The 15,891-nt window shown below is 30.9% G+C and carries 15 protein-coding genes; 1 reads left to right on the top strand and 14 read right to left on the bottom strand.

Annotated features, from left to right (window positions below):
- Nucleotides 1-17 precede the first annotated feature (17 nt).
- From SJY27_RS17060 to SJY27_RS17025, 8 genes are all read right to left on the bottom strand, one after another.
- Complete coding sequence (locus SJY27_RS17060; RefSeq protein ID WP_397446076.1) at nucleotides 18-1,253, bottom strand: DUF6638 family protein; 1,236 nt, start codon at nucleotides 1,251-1,253, stop codon at nucleotides 18-20.
- Between the two features lie 68 nt (nucleotides 1,254-1,321).
- On the bottom strand, nucleotides 1,322-1,912 hold the full coding sequence (locus tag SJY27_RS17055; RefSeq protein WP_397446075.1) for an NUDIX domain-containing protein: 591 nt from the start codon (nucleotides 1,910-1,912) through the stop codon (nucleotides 1,322-1,324).
- The gene (locus SJY27_RS17050; RefSeq protein WP_397446074.1) at nucleotides 1,902-3,863 is read right to left on the bottom strand and encodes an AAA family ATPase; all 1,962 of its coding nucleotides are present in this window, start codon (nucleotides 3,861-3,863) and stop codon (nucleotides 1,902-1,904) included. Before SJY27_RS17050 ends, SJY27_RS17055 begins: the two co-directional genes overlap by 11 nt.
- 160 nt (nucleotides 3,864-4,023) lie before the next feature.
- Nucleotides 4,024-4,335: a four helix bundle protein gene (locus tag SJY27_RS17045; protein WP_397446073.1), complete on the bottom strand. Its 312-nt coding sequence runs from the start codon at nucleotides 4,333-4,335 to the stop codon at nucleotides 4,024-4,026.
- A gap of 122 nt (nucleotides 4,336-4,457) precedes the next feature.
- Nucleotides 4,458-5,495: a hypothetical protein gene (locus SJY27_RS17040; RefSeq protein WP_397446072.1), complete on the bottom strand. Its 1,038-nt coding sequence runs from the start codon at nucleotides 5,493-5,495 to the stop codon at nucleotides 4,458-4,460.
- A gap of 2 nt (nucleotides 5,496-5,497) precedes the next feature.
- Nucleotides 5,498-5,830 carry a type II toxin-antitoxin system PemK/MazF family toxin gene (locus tag SJY27_RS17035; RefSeq protein WP_397446071.1) on the bottom strand — a complete coding sequence of 111 codons (333 nt, stop codon included), beginning with the start codon at nucleotides 5,828-5,830 and terminating at the stop codon, nucleotides 5,498-5,500.
- Nucleotides 5,830-6,072, bottom strand: a complete 243-nt coding sequence (locus SJY27_RS17030; RefSeq protein ID WP_397446070.1) for a CopG family ribbon-helix-helix protein — start codon at nucleotides 6,070-6,072, stop codon at nucleotides 5,830-5,832. The genes SJY27_RS17035 and SJY27_RS17030 overlap by 1 nt, the downstream gene beginning before the upstream one ends.
- A 77-nt stretch (nucleotides 6,073-6,149) precedes the next feature.
- Nucleotides 6,150-7,490, bottom strand: a complete 1,341-nt coding sequence (locus tag SJY27_RS17025; protein ID WP_397446069.1) for a microtubule-binding protein — start codon at nucleotides 7,488-7,490, stop codon at nucleotides 6,150-6,152.
- 215 nt (nucleotides 7,491-7,705) lie between these two features.
- Here SJY27_RS17025 and SJY27_RS17020 point away from each other — a divergent pair, with 215 nt between their 5' ends.
- Entirely contained in the window at nucleotides 7,706-12,160 is a 4,455-nt protein-coding gene (locus tag SJY27_RS17020; RefSeq protein WP_397446068.1) for a T9SS type B sorting domain-containing protein, read from the top strand.
- Between the two features lie 89 nt (nucleotides 12,161-12,249).
- Here the strand turns inward: SJY27_RS17020 and ftsY are convergent, their stop codons facing one another.
- The 6 genes from ftsY to SJY27_RS16990 form a co-directional block, all read right to left on the bottom strand.
- On the bottom strand, nucleotides 12,250-13,221 hold the full coding sequence (gene ftsY, locus SJY27_RS17015) for a signal recognition particle-docking protein FtsY (protein ID WP_397446067.1): 972 nt from the start codon (nucleotides 13,219-13,221) through the stop codon (nucleotides 12,250-12,252).
- Nucleotides 13,222-13,517: 296 nt separating this feature from the next.
- The gene (locus tag SJY27_RS17010) at nucleotides 13,518-13,670 is read right to left on the bottom strand and encodes a DUF4295 domain-containing protein (protein ID WP_114425719.1); all 153 of its coding nucleotides are present in this window, start codon (nucleotides 13,668-13,670) and stop codon (nucleotides 13,518-13,520) included.
- 52 nt (nucleotides 13,671-13,722) lie between these two features.
- Nucleotides 13,723-13,905, bottom strand: coding sequence for a 50S ribosomal protein L33 (gene rpmG, locus SJY27_RS17005; protein ID WP_249982594.1), 183 nt, complete (start codon nucleotides 13,903-13,905; stop codon nucleotides 13,723-13,725).
- An 83-nt stretch (nucleotides 13,906-13,988) separates the two neighbouring features.
- Entirely contained in the window at nucleotides 13,989-14,228 is a 240-nt protein-coding gene (gene rpmB, locus SJY27_RS17000) for a 50S ribosomal protein L28 (protein ID WP_397446066.1), read from the bottom strand.
- A gap of 80 nt (nucleotides 14,229-14,308) precedes the next feature.
- Nucleotides 14,309-15,556 carry a competence/damage-inducible protein A gene (locus SJY27_RS16995; protein WP_397446065.1) on the bottom strand — a complete coding sequence of 416 codons (1,248 nt, stop codon included), beginning with the start codon at nucleotides 15,554-15,556 and terminating at the stop codon, nucleotides 14,309-14,311.
- 10 nt (nucleotides 15,557-15,566) lie between these two features.
- Nucleotides 15,567-15,884 carry a hypothetical protein gene (locus SJY27_RS16990; RefSeq protein WP_397446064.1) on the bottom strand — a complete coding sequence of 106 codons (318 nt, stop codon included), beginning with the start codon at nucleotides 15,882-15,884 and terminating at the stop codon, nucleotides 15,567-15,569.
- Between the last annotated feature and the right edge of the window lie 7 nt (nucleotides 15,885-15,891).

Here is a 15,891-nt window from a genome sequence, read left to right as displayed (position 1 = left end):
ACAATTCAGTAATTTTTCTAAAAATTATTTTTAATCGTTTCAATTACCCAATCTTTTTTAGATTCTTCCCAAGTTTTAAAGTTCTCGTAAAAGTCCTCTTTATCATACCAATACCAAAATAAAACGTCTTTTGGAGCAATGTTAATCAATAATTTCCAAATTAAATCTTGATGATTTGGTCTTAAAGAAGAGTGTGGTTTGTGCAAAGCAAAATAAAATTCTTGATCTACAATGTCTTTGATTTTAATATCACTTTTAATATTTTTTTTCTCCAAATAACGCTCTACACTCATTATCTTTTTTCGATTTTTGATGTCGAGTTTATTCAAATAACTTTTAAATAACATTTTATCTTCTAAAATATCATTTACTGAATGTTGGGTTTCTTTTAAAGCTTCTCCAAAAATAAATTTCTTAACGCGTTCGTATCTTTTTGAGGTTACTTCTTTAACCAAATCACATTCAATAATAAAGTGATCTTTTAATTGTGTGATTAATTCTGGTTGTAAAATATGAAACATCAACACATCATAAGTAGTGTCATCAATTGCTTCTTGATAGGCTTCCCAACTTTCGAAAACTAAAATAGGTGTTATAAAATTTCTTAATAAGTAAATTCCGCCAAAAGCTTTGGTATAAAAGGAATCTGAAGTATAAATAATAGAATCTAAAGTAATATTCCTATTTCTTAAATCGCCATATTTTTTTGCTGATGTTAATAATTGTTGATGAATATTTTCATCTATAAAATTGTTGTCTTTTTTAAAGATTTCAATCAGTTTTAACTGTTCTTGTCTTGCTTTATTTAAGTTGTCAATTAAATGAAAATTAATAGAAACTTCTTTGTATTTCAATACATCTAAAGGTTCATAAAACACATCGATATTTTGATCAAAATCAACACAAATAGCTGAATCTCTAGTAATATCTTGAATTTTCTTTTGATGTGTTCTGAATACTAATTTCATCAATTCTGCATCAAAAGAATGGAAAGGATTGTAAATTGGCAGCCCTTTTTGCAAAGGTGTAATTATTATTGCGTGCGGATTTGCTTCGCCATTATTTAAGTAAAATACTTCGTTTTTTTCTTCTGCAATTTCTGGACTCCAACCTATTCCATCAATAGAGAAAGAAGTCAGTTTGGTTTCAGTAAACCCTAATTTTACCAAACATCTGTTATAACGTTCTACTAATTTACCGCTAATGGGAATTAGTTCGCTTCTGTATAAGTTTGCTTTTTTTAGTTTGTTCATTTTCCTATCCTAAATCCTTTCTTATTCTGTTTCAGACCTCACAGGTTTTTAAAACCTGTGAGGTTTTGTTAATCTATTAATTCATTTATCCGCAGATATTGCAAGAGTAGTATCGTCCTTGCATCCACAATTTCTTCGTTTTCTATCATTTGTAAGGCATCTTCAAAAGAAGTTTCTAAAACTTCAATTTCTTCACCTTCTTCAATTAAACCTTCACCTTTTTCAATTTTATCCTCATTTGAATACTCTGAAACATATAAATGTACTTGCTCCCACATTAAACCTGGAGATAAAAATACGGTTGTTACTTTCTGTGGATTATCAATACTATAACCCACTTCTTCTTTTGTTTCACGAATTACTGTGGTTTCTGGAGATTCGTTTGCATCAATTGCACCACCAACCACTTCAATAGAAAATCCATTTTTAACATTTGCTACATACATCGGAATTCTAAACTGTTTGGATAAGATTACTTTTTTGGTTAATGGATTGTATAGCAAAACTGCAACTCCGTCATTTCTTCCATAAACTTCGTGTGTTAAACGTTCTGTTTTTCCGTTTTTAAAGGTAAAATCGAAGCTAATTTGTTCTAATTTTGCCCAAATATTTGAAATCACTTTAGAAGTTACGTTGTTTATTTTCTCTTTAATTTCCATTTTTAATTTTTTTTCTCGCTTCTACATCAATATGTAATTGATTTACTCTAGCATCTACTTTACGTTTAAAATCGGTATCAGCTATTGTGGCTACATTATCTAAATAACGAACCACTTCTTGTCTTCTAATTTCAGAAAAATCCAATCCTTTCATATTGGCTTTCATCAACTCTTGCAACATATTGAATTTCGTTTCATAATTTTTTTTGAAGTAGGTTTCAGGATTTTCAAACCAATCTTTTTCCAAATCAAAATCTGTTAATCGTAAAGAAATGGCAGATTGAATGTTACGTACATCTCTTGATGAAAAGAATGGAAATATCTGTTGGATTTCTTTATACAAACTCGCAAAAAATAAATGTGTATTTGTTTTATGTTGATGCTCAGCTTTTGCATAAGCTTCTAATACGCTGCGTTCTGATGGTTTTTCTACTGTGCTTAGAATTTCTCCCATACTTTTTGTTAAACCTTGGTCTTTCAAGTAATCATAATTTTGTGGATTTTGCATATTCACAAAATCTGGCATTGTATTTTCAAACTTTTTCCACCAAATATAATCTTGATCTACAAAATCATTTATGGTTCTAGCGCCATCAATTTTAAATCTACCTTGAATTCTAGAAAGCACAGCTTTATCTAGCATTTCTGGCAAGTTTGTAAACAAACCCACTGAAGAATTTCCATAATTTACTGCATAAGCGCCTTCTGTATAACGTAAGAAAACACCAATTACTTCTTTAACTCCTGCAGAAACTCCTTGTGCTGTTCTTTCTTGTAAATTATTTTCTGCATCATCAATGGGTGCAAAAATAATTTTTGTTGGGTCTTGCATTGGCTTCATCCATTCCACCATTTTTTCTGCAGATCCTCCTTGAAAAGTAGAAATTAATGTATCTGGCATTGGATGAAATAAAAACGGAATATCTAAATGATCACAATGTTCTTTTAAACGAGTGGCTATTGCTGCAATTAACATCGATTTTCCTGTTCCTGGAATTCCATATCCCATAAAAACCGGCATAAAACCACCTAATTCTTGAAACGGATTTTTTTGAGCTTCAAAATCATAACTCAGCATTCTTTCTGTTAATCTACGTGCAAAATGTTTGGCATCTTTGTTACCAACAATTTGTTCAAACTGAATTTTATTAAACTCTACGCTTTTGGCAGTTCCTGCAAAAACATTTTCCCAACCTGAAACCGAGAAATCAGAATTTTCTAATTTATAAGTTCTATCTACAATGGTTTCTGCGTATTCTAAACTACTTTTTCGAAGCTGAATTTCATCAATTAACGCTTCAAAATACACTACTGTAAAATCGACAACATCTTTATCTGATTTTATAATTTCTGGATGTCCTAAATATTTATCAAAATAAAATAACGTACACGCAATTCCTTTTAAAGGTGATAAAAAGGATACTTCTGGAATACCGGCAAATTTTTGTTTCATCACAGATAAATCATCGCTTGCAAAAGATTTTAAATCGTGTAAAATTTTATACGAAGTTGCAAATAACTGAAAGGCTGTTGCTGTTTGTAATTTGCTTTCGAATTCTCTTTTTTGGGATGAATCTAATACAGATTTACGCTCGTTTAAAGCTGATAAACCTGACGCATCATAATAAGAATCTTTGATCCAAATACCTAAAGTGATGCCTTCTTGCACTGCAAATAAGGTTTGATTTAAATGTACAGGAATGGCAATAGAATCTGGTAATAAGCGTTTTTTTAAAGCCAAAATCGTTTTAGAAACTGAGGTTACCTCAACGTTACTTCCAGTATTTGCTCTTGATAAATAGAGTAAAATGGAATCGTCTTTTGCGTCTTTTTCTCTGCTTTTTGCTTTATTTCCTTGTTCCCATTGAACAGATTTTATGTAATCTGTAGCTTCATCACGAAGTACATCTAATTCATTTTGTTTAATTGGAAAAGTTGAGTTATGGTTCATTTCAGTTGTCAGTTTTTCAGTTGGCAGTTTGCAGTCATCTTCTGACTCTACTTCCTCACCTCTTTATTTTTTAAACTTTATTTCTTAATTTCTATTAACTATTTTTCTTTAGATTTATTTATTGACTGCAAACTGATTTACTGAATACTTGCCAACTATCTTACCTAAATTTATCTGGATTATTCATCATATAATTGAGTGATTTTCCAACTTCTTCACTTTTATTTTGAAAGTCATTTCTTTTTTCTTCTGAAATATAATTACAAGCGTAGGCAAAATCTAACCATAATTGAGTTTCTGAATTTTCACTATCTGCATCAGAAATTTTACTTCTAAAATGTTTTTCATATTGACGTTTTCGATAACCTTCTGAAATATTAGAGCAGACTGATCTACTAGAACCAATTATTTGAGATGTCAAACTAAATAATTCTTCTTTAGGAAATGTTTTCGTTATTTGAAAAATTTCCATCACCAAACTAAATCCTTTTTATATGCTAATAATGACTTAAAACTCATTTTTCAAAGCTTTTTTTGTATCCTAACTATTTTATCATCAACCTGATTACTGCAAACTGAATACTGAAAAACTGCCTACTGAATATTACTCATCAAAATCGGTTCTTTTTCAAGACCATCAAGTGCTCTAGGATTTTGATTATATATTAATTGAATAATTCTATGAGGTGCAAAAAGGTATTGTTTCTTACTTACTTCGCTCCATTTTTGCATCGTTTGTTTTGTAAAAAAACCGCCTTCTGTAAATGTATCTCCAGAAAAAACATCATCAATTTTTAATGATAAAGCATAAGATTCTAACGTCACTGTTTTTTGAGCAATTCCCTTTAAAATGGTGTGCGTAATTTCATTTTCGTCTTTTGCAAATACATTATGCAGTGGTCCTAAATCAATTCTTTTGATATGTTTCGGCTGAATATCTTCTAATTTTCTATCAATAGTATACGCCATTGTATCTAAAGGCATTTCTCTATCTGCACTTTCTTTTAAAGTTTGATAAATCTTTTCCTTATCATTAATTGCATCTTTTTTATCATAATCAAAATACATAAAACACACAAAAGGTCTGTTGTGACTTACGTCATAAAAACTCCAACTTGTCATATATTGATAATTGGCATTTTCTGGACCTTCTAATATTTTGCCTTGTACAAATCGATTAAATATCAAGTTTTTATCAACAGAAGTATAATATATAATTGATGACGCTTTAAACAAATCTCGATTTTTGATTGGTTGTTTTTTACGTAAAAGTGTATCTAAAAACTGAGATTTTAACGTATCTGTATCCACTAACTTATCCACATAATTTTCACGCAATTCTAAATCGTTGTACAAAAAACGAAACTCTAAATAATTAGGAAATCCAGAATCTGTTAAATCGATTTTCATATTATCCTCTTCATCATACATATATTTAATACGCATTGCATCAATAGAATACAACAACAAATCTGAATACTGTTTAAAGAAAATCAACTCTTGTTGGGTGCATAATTCTTCTTGTTGAATGCTCACAATTAATTCTTTCAAAACAAAATCTACCATTTTATGATAGAAAACATATTGTTCTTTTGAATTTAGTATGGCAGAATCTAGAGGAGTTGGAATCATTGTTAAAATTTAAGAATATCATTCAAGGTCTTTTTAATAACCTCTATATCTTTTAATGGAATTTTTCCAATTTTTTTATCTAATCTAGTTTTAGAAACAGAACGTACGTGAAAAGTTAACACTTCAGAAACCTGCTCTAAACCATTTATTTCATTAGGTTTTATAATAAGATTTCCCTTATAATTTTTAATACTTGTTGTTAACGGACAAACAATAACCACCTGTAAATACGTATTTAATAAATTACCACTTAGTATTACAGCTGGTCGTCGTCCACTTTGTTCACTGCCTTTTGTCGGATTTAAATATAATTCCCAAATTTCACCTTGTTTCATTACTTTTCAATAGCATTTACTTGATTAAAATAATCTTGTAAACCTTCTTCTGCAACAATTAAAATATCTTTATCTGAGGCTGCTTGTTGGTACGATTTTATATAACTGGCCTTTTCTAATTGCTCTAAATACAACTCCAAGGCTTTCTCCATAAGCCTATTTTTTGGAAGTTTTAATTCTTTTGCAATACTAGATAATCTATCTAAAAGATGATCTGGTAAAGATGATGTAAACGTTGCCATATTAATTCGATTATTTTTTTTACAAATATAATTAATATTTATATATTATAAATATATTTTTTATGCATGAAATTTAATTAAAAAAGCATATCATCATCTGAACTCGCCGTTTTTGGTTTTTCTAAAGGTATATCTTCTGTATTTGAAACATCTTTATCCGCTTTATAATAATCTTCAAAAATCTCTTTCATATCTATTCCATATCTATCTGCAAAATTTTTCTGAATATCATCATCCTTTTCACGAATTTCTTGTAAGGCTTCAGCATAAGTGCTGTAGACACCTTTCATCACTTTTTCATGAACAGGTATATTATCCATCATTTCTTGACGCGCTCGTGCACTTGCAGAATGCATAGACGCCAAAGTTGCACCAATATGTTCGTCTGTTTTAACCCCCAAATGCTCTAAAATTGCAGCAAATTCTTGATCTGTTCTTGCCTTTAAAGCAACTACATAACCATCATAATACTTTAATCTTTCTTCTGTATCTGACTTTAACTTTGCCCTATGTGTTTGTAAATTAGAGCGTAAAGAGGTTAACACTTTAATAGTTAAATTATGTTTATGTACAAAACTATCTTTACTGGCAGCTAAAGTTGTGTAAGCATTTTTTAAGCCCTCCAACTCTTCTACTTTTTGTTCAAGTGAAGTCATTTTTCCAATAGCCTCAGAATACGCTGTAGATTGTTTATCAGCAATTTCATCTAACTCTTGGCGAGATTGTTTTAATAATGCATATTGCTGCTCTAATTTATCTTCAATCTCTTTCTTTTTCTCTAATGCTTTTGTATGATTTTTTGACGCTTCTACAATAGCCGTTTTCAGTTTTTCTTCAACTTCTTTAATTTCTACCTCTCTATTTTTTAAACGCGTAACTGCAGCCTGAGATTTATAAGAAAGCTCACTTAACAAGGTTTCAACATCTGCACTTTCAATTCGCTCTTGAAACATTGCTTTTGCTTTGGTATCAGCACCAGCTCTTATTTTTTCAGCTTCTGCAAATTCTTGTTCTTCTTTTTTGATTTTAGATTTTCTTCCCCAAAGATTATTCCACCAATTATCTGGTTTATTTTGAGCATCTTCTAGTTCAATTCTAGCCCTTTCTAACTCTTTTTGAGCATCATCAATAACTTTTTGCTCTTTAGCATTTAATGAAGAAAACTTTTCGAACATAATACCCACCTCGTCTTGATAATCTGTCAAGTCTTTAATAGCATCTAATAGCGTAGTTCTGTCCTTTTCTGCCATATGCACCACATCATCTAAAGTCGCATTTAAAATCTTTTGACGTTGCTGTGGGTCATCTTCTTGAGCTAATTTAGATTTCATGGAATCTACAGCTTTACCCCAATTTACTTCTACTTTTTCTGTTTTTTCACTAGAATTTGTTTCTAATAAATCAAAATCTTCTGCCATGTATGTGAGTTTTTTAGTTGAACAATTTTAGATAAGCAATTTCGTTATTTTTTTTAAAGAAATGAAATATTACTCACATAATATGTATCATACTATTATCATTTGTTACAAATATTAGATATTTTTATTGAATTTATAATTTTTATCAGTGTTAAAAAAAAGAGTTCTGCTTCTTTTTAAATATCTTTGATACTTTTTGAAAATACATTCAATTGATGAATAAATTCTTTACACTTTTCTTACTCTTTTTTTCTTTTCATTTATTTTCTCAGCAAGAAGCTAACTTCTGGTATTTTGGTGAAAATGCTGGTATTGATTTTAGTACTAATCCACCAACATCACTCACAGACGGACAGTTAAATACAACTGAGGGTTGCTCTTCTTTTTCGTCTCCATCAGGAGAATTATTATTTTATTCTGATGGTATTGAAGTATTTAACAAAAACCATGAATTAATGACCTATTCTAATGGTAGTTTAGCTAATAATTTAAGAGGAAACCCATCAAGTACGCAATCTGGTATGATTATTCCTAAACCAGGTTCTACTACAATTTATTATCTGTTTACTGTAGGCACCGATTTTGTGGGTAATGCTAATGACCCGAATCCAGGATTTAATTATTACACCATTGATATGTCTAAAAATAATAATTTAGGAGAAATTATTGATGGCCCAGTGAACCTTGCAATTGATCCATCTTCAGGAAGTGATTTAAGTGCTTCTTGGTCAGAAAAAGTTGCAGCTGTTAAAGGTAAAGAGTGTAATGTTTTTTGGGTAGTATCATTTGCTCAGAATAATTTTTTTAGCTACAAAATTACTGATGCTGGTGTAGATTTAAACAATGTTGTAGTAAGTCAAGCTAGTTTTAACACCTCAGACAAAAGAGGATATTTAAAAGTTTCGCCTGATGGCAGTAAATTGGCTTTTGCCGATTATAACGCAGGTGGTGGAGGTGATATAACTGGAAGGTTATTTTTGATGAATTTTGATAATGAAACAGGTACTGTAGATGCAGCATCTACACAAACTTTAATTAATAGTTTTACTGGAGATTCTCCTTACGGAATTGCTTTTTCACAACAATCTAATAAGTTATACGCTTCTACTTTTAATAATCGTTTTTCTGTATATCAATTTGATTTAGAAAGTACCAATATAATTTCTACTAGAGCACAAATTATTTCAAAACCTGGTTTTAGAGGTGCTTTACAATTGGCACCTAATGGTAAAATTTATGCTTCTATTCCAGATTCTTCTTTTCTTGATGCTATTGAAAACCCAAATGAAGATGCAGAAAATATAATATATACAGAAAATGCTATTAATTTAAATGGTAGAAGAACCACTCAGGGTTTACCTCCTTTTATTTCATCATTATTATTACCCATTCAAATTACCGATGTTAATACAAACAATACCATTAACAATCAAGATGTACAATTTTGTATTGGAGATAATAAAACTATTATATCTGAAGAAGTAACAGGTAATAATATTACCTATAGTTGGACTTTTGATGACGGTTCTGGATTTGTAGAAATTTCTAATAGCAAAGATTTAGTTTTAACAAACTTACAATTTTCTGACTCTGGAGATTATGCCTTAAAAATTCAACTGACAGATGAATGCGACAATTTAATACAATATAATGGTAGTTTTAAAATTGATGTTTTTGAAGCTGCAGCTGCTACAAAACCAACAGATATCTTTTTCTGTGATACAGATAGAGATGGTTTTAACCAATTTAACCTGCAAGATTTAAAAAATGATGAAATTTTAAATGGGTTAGATCCTAACATATTTGAGGTCATGTATTTCACTGATATTGCTGATGCTAATATGGGGAATAACGTATTATCAACCCCATACACTAACCCAAGTGAGTTTAGTTCTCAAACAATTTATGCGAGGGTACAAAATAAAAATGCACCAAATGCTTGTTTTGCAATTACTGATTTTATTCTAGAAATAAACGATTTGCCTATTCCTGTACAACCATTACCATACAGAATTTGTGATGATAACGAAAGTGGAAGTGACACAGATGGTGTGATTAATACTTTTGTTTTAAGTAATAAAGATGACGAAATTTACGGTAATTTAAATAAATCTCAATATAATATTAGCTATTACACCACTCAACTTGGTGCTGAAAATAATGATATTAGTACCATAATAGACAAAAATTCGAATTACACAGTTATCAATTCTCAAATTGTTTTTATTAGAACCGAAAATAAAGACAATACAGATTGTTATGATGCTAATGCAACTTTAGAATTAATTGTAGACCCTTTACCTGTATTAAAAACGAGCCCAATTTTAGAACAATGTATTGGCGAAGGAAACACAAACCCCACTGTAAATTTAACTTTAGCCGAATTTAGCATTTCAGAAACTCCAAACGCTATTTTTACTTATTTCGAAGATGCAACTGCTATCAATCAAATCTCCAATCCAACTTCTTACCCTGTTCAAGTAAATACAACCCAATCTATTTTTGTAAGAGTAACTACAGTAAATGGCTGTACAAGAGATATTGTAGAAGTTAAAATAAATATTGGTCAAACTCCAGATAACCCTTTCAACACCAAACAACCACCCGTTTGTGACGACTTTTTAGATGCTCAAGGAAATGATACTGATGCCAATTCTGATACTGACAATATCACTAATTTTTCTTTGGATAAAGATGCCATTATTAACAGCATCAATCCACCTATGAATACAGAAGTTTTCTTTTATGAAAATGAAAGTGATAGAAACAATTCTTTGAATGAAATTGATATTACCAATTTTAGAAATGATATTACTAAAAACGATGTTACTAATATTCCTAACGGAATTCAATTTCCTATTTATTATAAAATATTAAGTACTATCAATAACGATTGCCAAGGTTTAGGTCAGTTTTACCTGCAAATAAACGCTGTGCCTTCAGCCAGTCAAGTTCCAGACTTAGAATTATGTGATGATGGTATTGATGGTGATAATGCAAACGGAATTGTCCAAAATTTTGACTTAGATTCCCAAACCTTAGCCATTTTAAATGGGCAAAATCCTGATGATTTTACAGTTACTTATCACGATTCTGCTGCAAATGCGAATACTGGTACTTTGCCCTTAACATCTCCTTACGCAAATACAACTCGCGATTTGCAAACCATTTTTGTACGTGTTACTAATAATTCTACTGGTTGTTTTACAGATCATACATCCTTTAATTTAATAGTTAATCCTGTACCAATTGCCAATTTTGTAAAAGATTTAGAGGTTTGTGATGATAATGCTGATGGCTCTGCTAGAAACGGCTTTTCGCAATCTATTGATTTAGATTCCCAAACCTCTGGTATTTTAGGCTCTCAAGATTCTGGTATCAATACTGTTACTTACCATCGTTCTTTTGCTGAGGCTCAAAATGGCAGTAATCCTTTAGTTTCTCCTTATTCTAACCAAACACCCAATAGAGAAACTATTTACATCAGAATAGAAAACACAGATACAGGATGTGTAAATAGTATTTCTAATTTTGATGTTATTGTAAATCCTGAGCCTACTTTTGTAGTACCTACTAATCTAGCTTATTGTGATGATGCGCTTGATGGTGATGACTCAAATGGCATCATTCAAAATATAGATTTAGACAGTAAAATCCCTGAAATTTTGGGCACTTCTCAAAATCCTAATGATTTTACAGTTACCTTTCACAAATTGCAAGCTGATGCTTCTTCTGGTGATAATGCCATAGCTTCGCCTTACGAAAACACAAATCCTTCTGAACGCTTTTTTGTTCGTATTCAAAATAAACAAACGCTTTGTATTAATGACGATGCTTCTTTTGAAGTGATTGTAAATCCTTTACCTGATTTTGAAGTCACTACCCCTCAAACTTTATGCTTGAATGATTTGCCTTTGAATATTGCTGTAGAAAATCCAAGAGATGTATATGCATATCAATGGATAGCACCAAATGGAAACCCAATTAACACTACTTCTGTTGAGTATATTGATATTACTGTTCCTGGAAAATATACGGTTACTGCAACAACCACTAATGGAACGCTTTGTGAAAGAACAGAAACTATTGAAATTAAGGAATCGAATATTGCTACTTTAGCACAAAGTTTTATCACAATTATAGATGAATCGAACAATATTGGTAGTCAAGATCTTATATCTATTTTTATTGATACCATAAATAACGATTTAGGACCTGGAGATTATCAATTTGCTATTTTTAATCAGGATGATAATGAAAGAATACCCATGATTGGTTTTCAAGATGAACCTCTTTTCGAGAATTTAACAGGCGGTATTTACACCATTATTGTAAACGACAAAAACGGATGCGAACCTGATACCACTTTAGAGGTTTCTGTAATTCAATTCCCAAAATTCTTTACTCCAAATGGAGATGGAAATCATGATACTTGGATTGTAAAAGGAGTTAACAAAACCTTTTACCCAAATTCTAGCATCAATATTTTTAATAGATATGGAAAATTAGTAGCACAAGTACCTATAGACAGCCAAGGTTGGAACGGAATTTATCAAGGAAATCTACTTCCTGCTGATGATTATTGGTTTAATATTACGCTTATTCCACCTGAAAATTCTAACAAACCTATCATCAACAAAAAAGGAAATTTTTCGTTGTTAAGAGACTAGCGTAAAATCTAATTTTAAATTTCAAATAAAACAAAAAACTCCTTTTCTAAATTAGAAAAGGAGTTTTAGTTTCTTTACAGATTCTTTTTTTATTTAAAAAAGGAATCTACGAATTCTACTTTATTGAATACTTGTAAGTCGTCTATACCTTCACCTACTCCAATGTATTTTACAGGAATTTTGAATTGGTCTGAAATACCAATAACCACTCCACCTTTTGCAGTACCATCTAATTTAGTTACTGCTAACGAAGTTACTTCTGTAGCTTTGGTAAATTGTTTGGCTTGTTCAAAAGCATTTTGACCTGTAGAACCGTCTAAAACTAATAGAACATCGTGAGGCGAATTATCGACAACCTTTTGCATTACACGTTTTATTTTTGTCAACTCGTTCATTAAATTGACTTTATTATGCAAACGACCAGCTGTATCTATAATAACCACATCTGCATCTTGTGAAACTGCAGATTTTAAAGAATCGTAAGCTACAGAAGCAGGGTCTGAACCCATTTCTTGACGGATAATTGGCACCTCTGTTCTGTTTGCCCAAACTTGTAATTGATCTATAGCTGCAGCTCTAAATGTATCTGCTGCACCTAAAACTACTTTTAAACCTTGTTTTTTAAATTGACTCGCTAACTTACCAATAGTTGTGGTTTTACCTACACCATTAACACCCACAACCATTAATACATAGGGCATTTTCTTACCATCTTTTGCAGGGATTTCTGGAATAGAAAATTCTGTTTCATTACCAATATTGGTTTCAGATAAAAGCCCAGCAATTTCTTCTCTAAGAATTTTATTGAGTTCGTCTGTACCAACATATTTATCTCTAGCAACACGCGCTTCGATTCTGTCAATAACTTTTAAGGTTGTATTTACCCCCACATCAGAAGCTACTAATACTTCTTCTAAATTGTCTAAAACATCATCATCTACTTTAGATTTTCCAGCAACTGCTTTTGATAATTTACCAAAGAAGCTTTCTTTGGTTTTTTCTAATCCTTTGTCTAAGGTTTCTTTTTTTTCTTTCGAAAATATTTTTTTAAAAAAACTCATTGTTCGAGTTATTAATGGTGATTATTACTAATTACTTGTCTAAAACTATACCAACTTACATTTTTGACAAATTGGCTGGTAATAAAATCCGTTTGCAGACAAGTTGCGTTAGGGATTGAAGCATTTGTTTGAGCTCTTTTTCTGGTTCCTGAATTTAATTCAGGAACCAGAAAAAAAGCGAGTGCGAAAAGCCCGACCTTTAGGTAACGCCCAAATCTTTGGATTTAGAAAAGTAAAGGTAAAAAAAAAGCTACAATCTATAAGAATGTAGCTTTAAAATATTGTATTGTAAGTGATTACTTTTTTGCTAAAAAGTCGTTTACTTGAGATGGATCCATAATTGCTTCAACAAACATATACGCTCCTGTTTTTGGAGACTTTACCATTTTGATTGCTTTACTTAATCTTTTTGATCCTGTTTGTAACGATGCTACTGATTTCTTTGCCATTGTATAAATGTTTTAAATCTATGTGCTCTATTCTGAGTTCTAGATAGTTGTATTATTTAATTTCTTTGTGAACAGTCATTTTCTTTAAGATAGGATTGAATTTTTTAATTTCCATTCTATCTGGAGTGTTCTTTTTGTTCTTTGTAGTAATGTATCTAGAAGTACCTGCTTGACCAGATGCTTTGTGCTCTGTGCACTCTAAAATTACTTGAACTCTGTTTCCTTTTTTTGCCATCTCTATCCGAGTTTAAAAGTTTGAATGTTTAAAAGTTTGAAAGTTTTGCAACTGAAAACCGAAACTTTAAACTACGACTTGTATTATTTTGTTAAAAATCCGTTTGCTCTTGCTTCTTTAATCACTGCAGCAATTCCTTTCTTATTAATATTCTTTAAAGCAGATGCAGATACTTTTAAAGTAATCCATTTATCTTCTTCTGGAATATAAAAACGCTTGGTCATTAAATTAGCGTCGAATATTCTTTTAGTTCTATTTAAAGCTTTAGAAACGTTGTTTCCAACCATTGCTTTTTTTCCTGTTAATTCACAAACTCTAGACATCTTCTTACAGTATTTATAGTGTTATCTCTAAACGAGGTGCAAATCTACAAATAATTATAAACGTGAACAAAACAAATTTACTAATTTTTTAATATTTCTTTTTGGAGTAATTCTAAGGCTTTACTTACAGTTCTATGAATAACCTTTTCACGTGGCTGACCAAAATTAAATTCGCCCACAAACTCATGATCATCAGACACAATGGCAATATACACCAAACCTACACTTTTATCATTATGGTCTGTAGTTGGGCCTGCATTACCGGTAACAGAAACTGCATAATTTGTGTTTAACTTTTGTTTAGCTCCCTTAGCCATTTCTAAGGCAACTTCTTTGCTTACCACTGTGTATTTTTCTATAGTTATGGGCAAAACACCTAACAAATCGATTTTAGTTGCTGCTGAATACGTTACAAAACTACCTTTATAATAGGCTGATGAACCTGCAACCGAAACCAAATTAGATGCTATTTTACCCCCTGTTACACTTTCTGCTGTACAAATGGTTTGATTGTTTTTCTGCAACAACTCTCCTACTCTTTTTTCTAAAGAGCTATCGTCATCTAAACCTGTTATAATATCAGGAATTAATTTATAAATGGCTTCAACTTTGTCATTAAGCTCTTTTTCTAATTTTATTTTGTTATCCCCTTTGGCTGATAATCGCAAACGCACTCTACCAAAAGAAGGCAAATAAGCTAGTTTGATATGATTAGGCAAGCTATCTTCAAAATCTTCTATAATTTCTGCAATGGTGCTTTCTCCTTGACCATACGTCATAATGGTTTTATGAAGGATAAAAGGTAGTTTGAACTGTTGCTGAATTTTAGGCAACACCTTATTTGTGATTAATCCTTTCATTTCATAAGGTACCCCTGGAAGTGATACAAACACAGTTTCGTTTTCGTAAAACCACATGCCTGGTGCTGTTCCAAAATTATTCATTAATAAAGTAGCTTTAGAAGGCAGTTGCGCTTGGTAACGTTGTACTTCTCTAAAAGGATGATTTATTTTTTTAAAAAGCCCTTTGATATGGGCAATTACTTCTGGATACTCTACAATTTCATCATCATTAAAAAATTGTGCTATTGTTTTTTTGGTGATGTCGTCTTTGGTTGGGCCTAATCCACCAGTAATAATTACGATATCTACTCTTTCTTGTGCCTCTTGTAGTGCATTTAAAATATGTTGTTGATCGTCTTGAATGGAGGTTATCTGATAAACAGAAACTCCGATTTTATTTAATTGTTGCCCTATAAACTGAGAGTTGGTATCTACAATTTGCCCGATTAAAATCTCGTCACCTATTGTTATAATTTCTGCTTTCATTGTTTCGTTTTTATTCTTTTCCAATATCATCTATAGTTGGAACTTCTGAATTATTTTTTTGTAGCTTATTTTTCATCAACCTAAATAGTACGTAACATATAATAACACTGAATATAATAGATAAATCTCTATGGATATCTAAATCTTGGGTTACACTAAAATCTGTAATTAAACCATACATTAACAAATAACCTATTCTATTACATAAACATCCAAAAAAACCAATACAAAAATAGAATACTTGGCTTTTTTGATATTTTTTGGCTAAAAAAACAAAGCTCCATCCAATAAATAGAGAAATAATTATTTGAATTAAAAAATTGAACATTTTTTTA

This window comes from Polaribacter sp. R77954, from assembly GCF_044595335.1.
Lineage (GTDB): Bacteria > Bacteroidota > Bacteroidia > Flavobacteriales > Flavobacteriaceae > Polaribacter.
This window is presented reverse-complemented; position numbering and strand designations above follow the sequence as displayed.

Coding starts and splice junctions, on each gene's coding strand:
- SJY27_RS17060 (WP_397446076.1), bottom strand. CDS start 1,253: ATGAACAAACTAAAAAAAGCAAACTTATACAGAAGCGAACTAATTCCC.
- SJY27_RS17055 (WP_397446075.1), bottom strand. CDS start 1,912: ATGGAAATTAAAGAGAAAATAAACAACGTAACTTCTAAAGTGATTTCA.
- SJY27_RS17050 (WP_397446074.1), bottom strand. CDS start 3,863: ATGAACCATAACTCAACTTTTCCAATTAAACAAAATGAATTAGATGTA.
- SJY27_RS17045 (WP_397446073.1), bottom strand. CDS start 4,335: ATGGAAATTTTTCAAATAACGAAAACATTTCCTAAAGAAGAATTATTT.
- SJY27_RS17040 (WP_397446072.1), bottom strand. CDS start 5,495: ATGATTCCAACTCCTCTAGATTCTGCCATACTAAATTCAAAAGAACAA.
- SJY27_RS17035 (WP_397446071.1), bottom strand. CDS start 5,830: ATGAAACAAGGTGAAATTTGGGAATTATATTTAAATCCGACAAAAGGC.
- SJY27_RS17030 (WP_397446070.1), bottom strand. CDS start 6,072: ATGGCAACGTTTACATCATCTTTACCAGATCATCTTTTAGATAGATTA.
- SJY27_RS17025 (WP_397446069.1), bottom strand. CDS start 7,490: ATGGCAGAAGATTTTGATTTATTAGAAACAAATTCTAGTGAAAAAACA.
- SJY27_RS17020 (WP_397446068.1), top strand. CDS start 7,706: ATGAATAAATTCTTTACACTTTTCTTACTCTTTTTTTCTTTTCATTTA.
- ftsY (WP_397446067.1), bottom strand. CDS start 13,221: ATGAGTTTTTTTAAAAAAATATTTTCGAAAGAAAAAAAAGAAACCTTA.
- SJY27_RS17010 (WP_114425719.1), bottom strand. CDS start 13,670: ATGGCAAAGAAATCAGTAGCATCGTTACAAACAGGATCAAAAAGATTA.
- rpmG (WP_249982594.1), bottom strand. CDS start 13,905: ATGGCAAAAAAAGGAAACAGAGTTCAAGTAATTTTAGAGTGCACAGAG.
- rpmB (WP_397446066.1), bottom strand. CDS start 14,228: ATGTCTAGAGTTTGTGAATTAACAGGAAAAAAAGCAATGGTTGGAAAC.
- SJY27_RS16995 (WP_397446065.1), bottom strand. CDS start 15,556: ATGAAAGCAGAAATTATAACAATAGGTGACGAGATTTTAATCGGGCAA.
- SJY27_RS16990 (WP_397446064.1), bottom strand. CDS start 15,884: ATGTTCAATTTTTTAATTCAAATAATTATTTCTCTATTTATTGGATGG.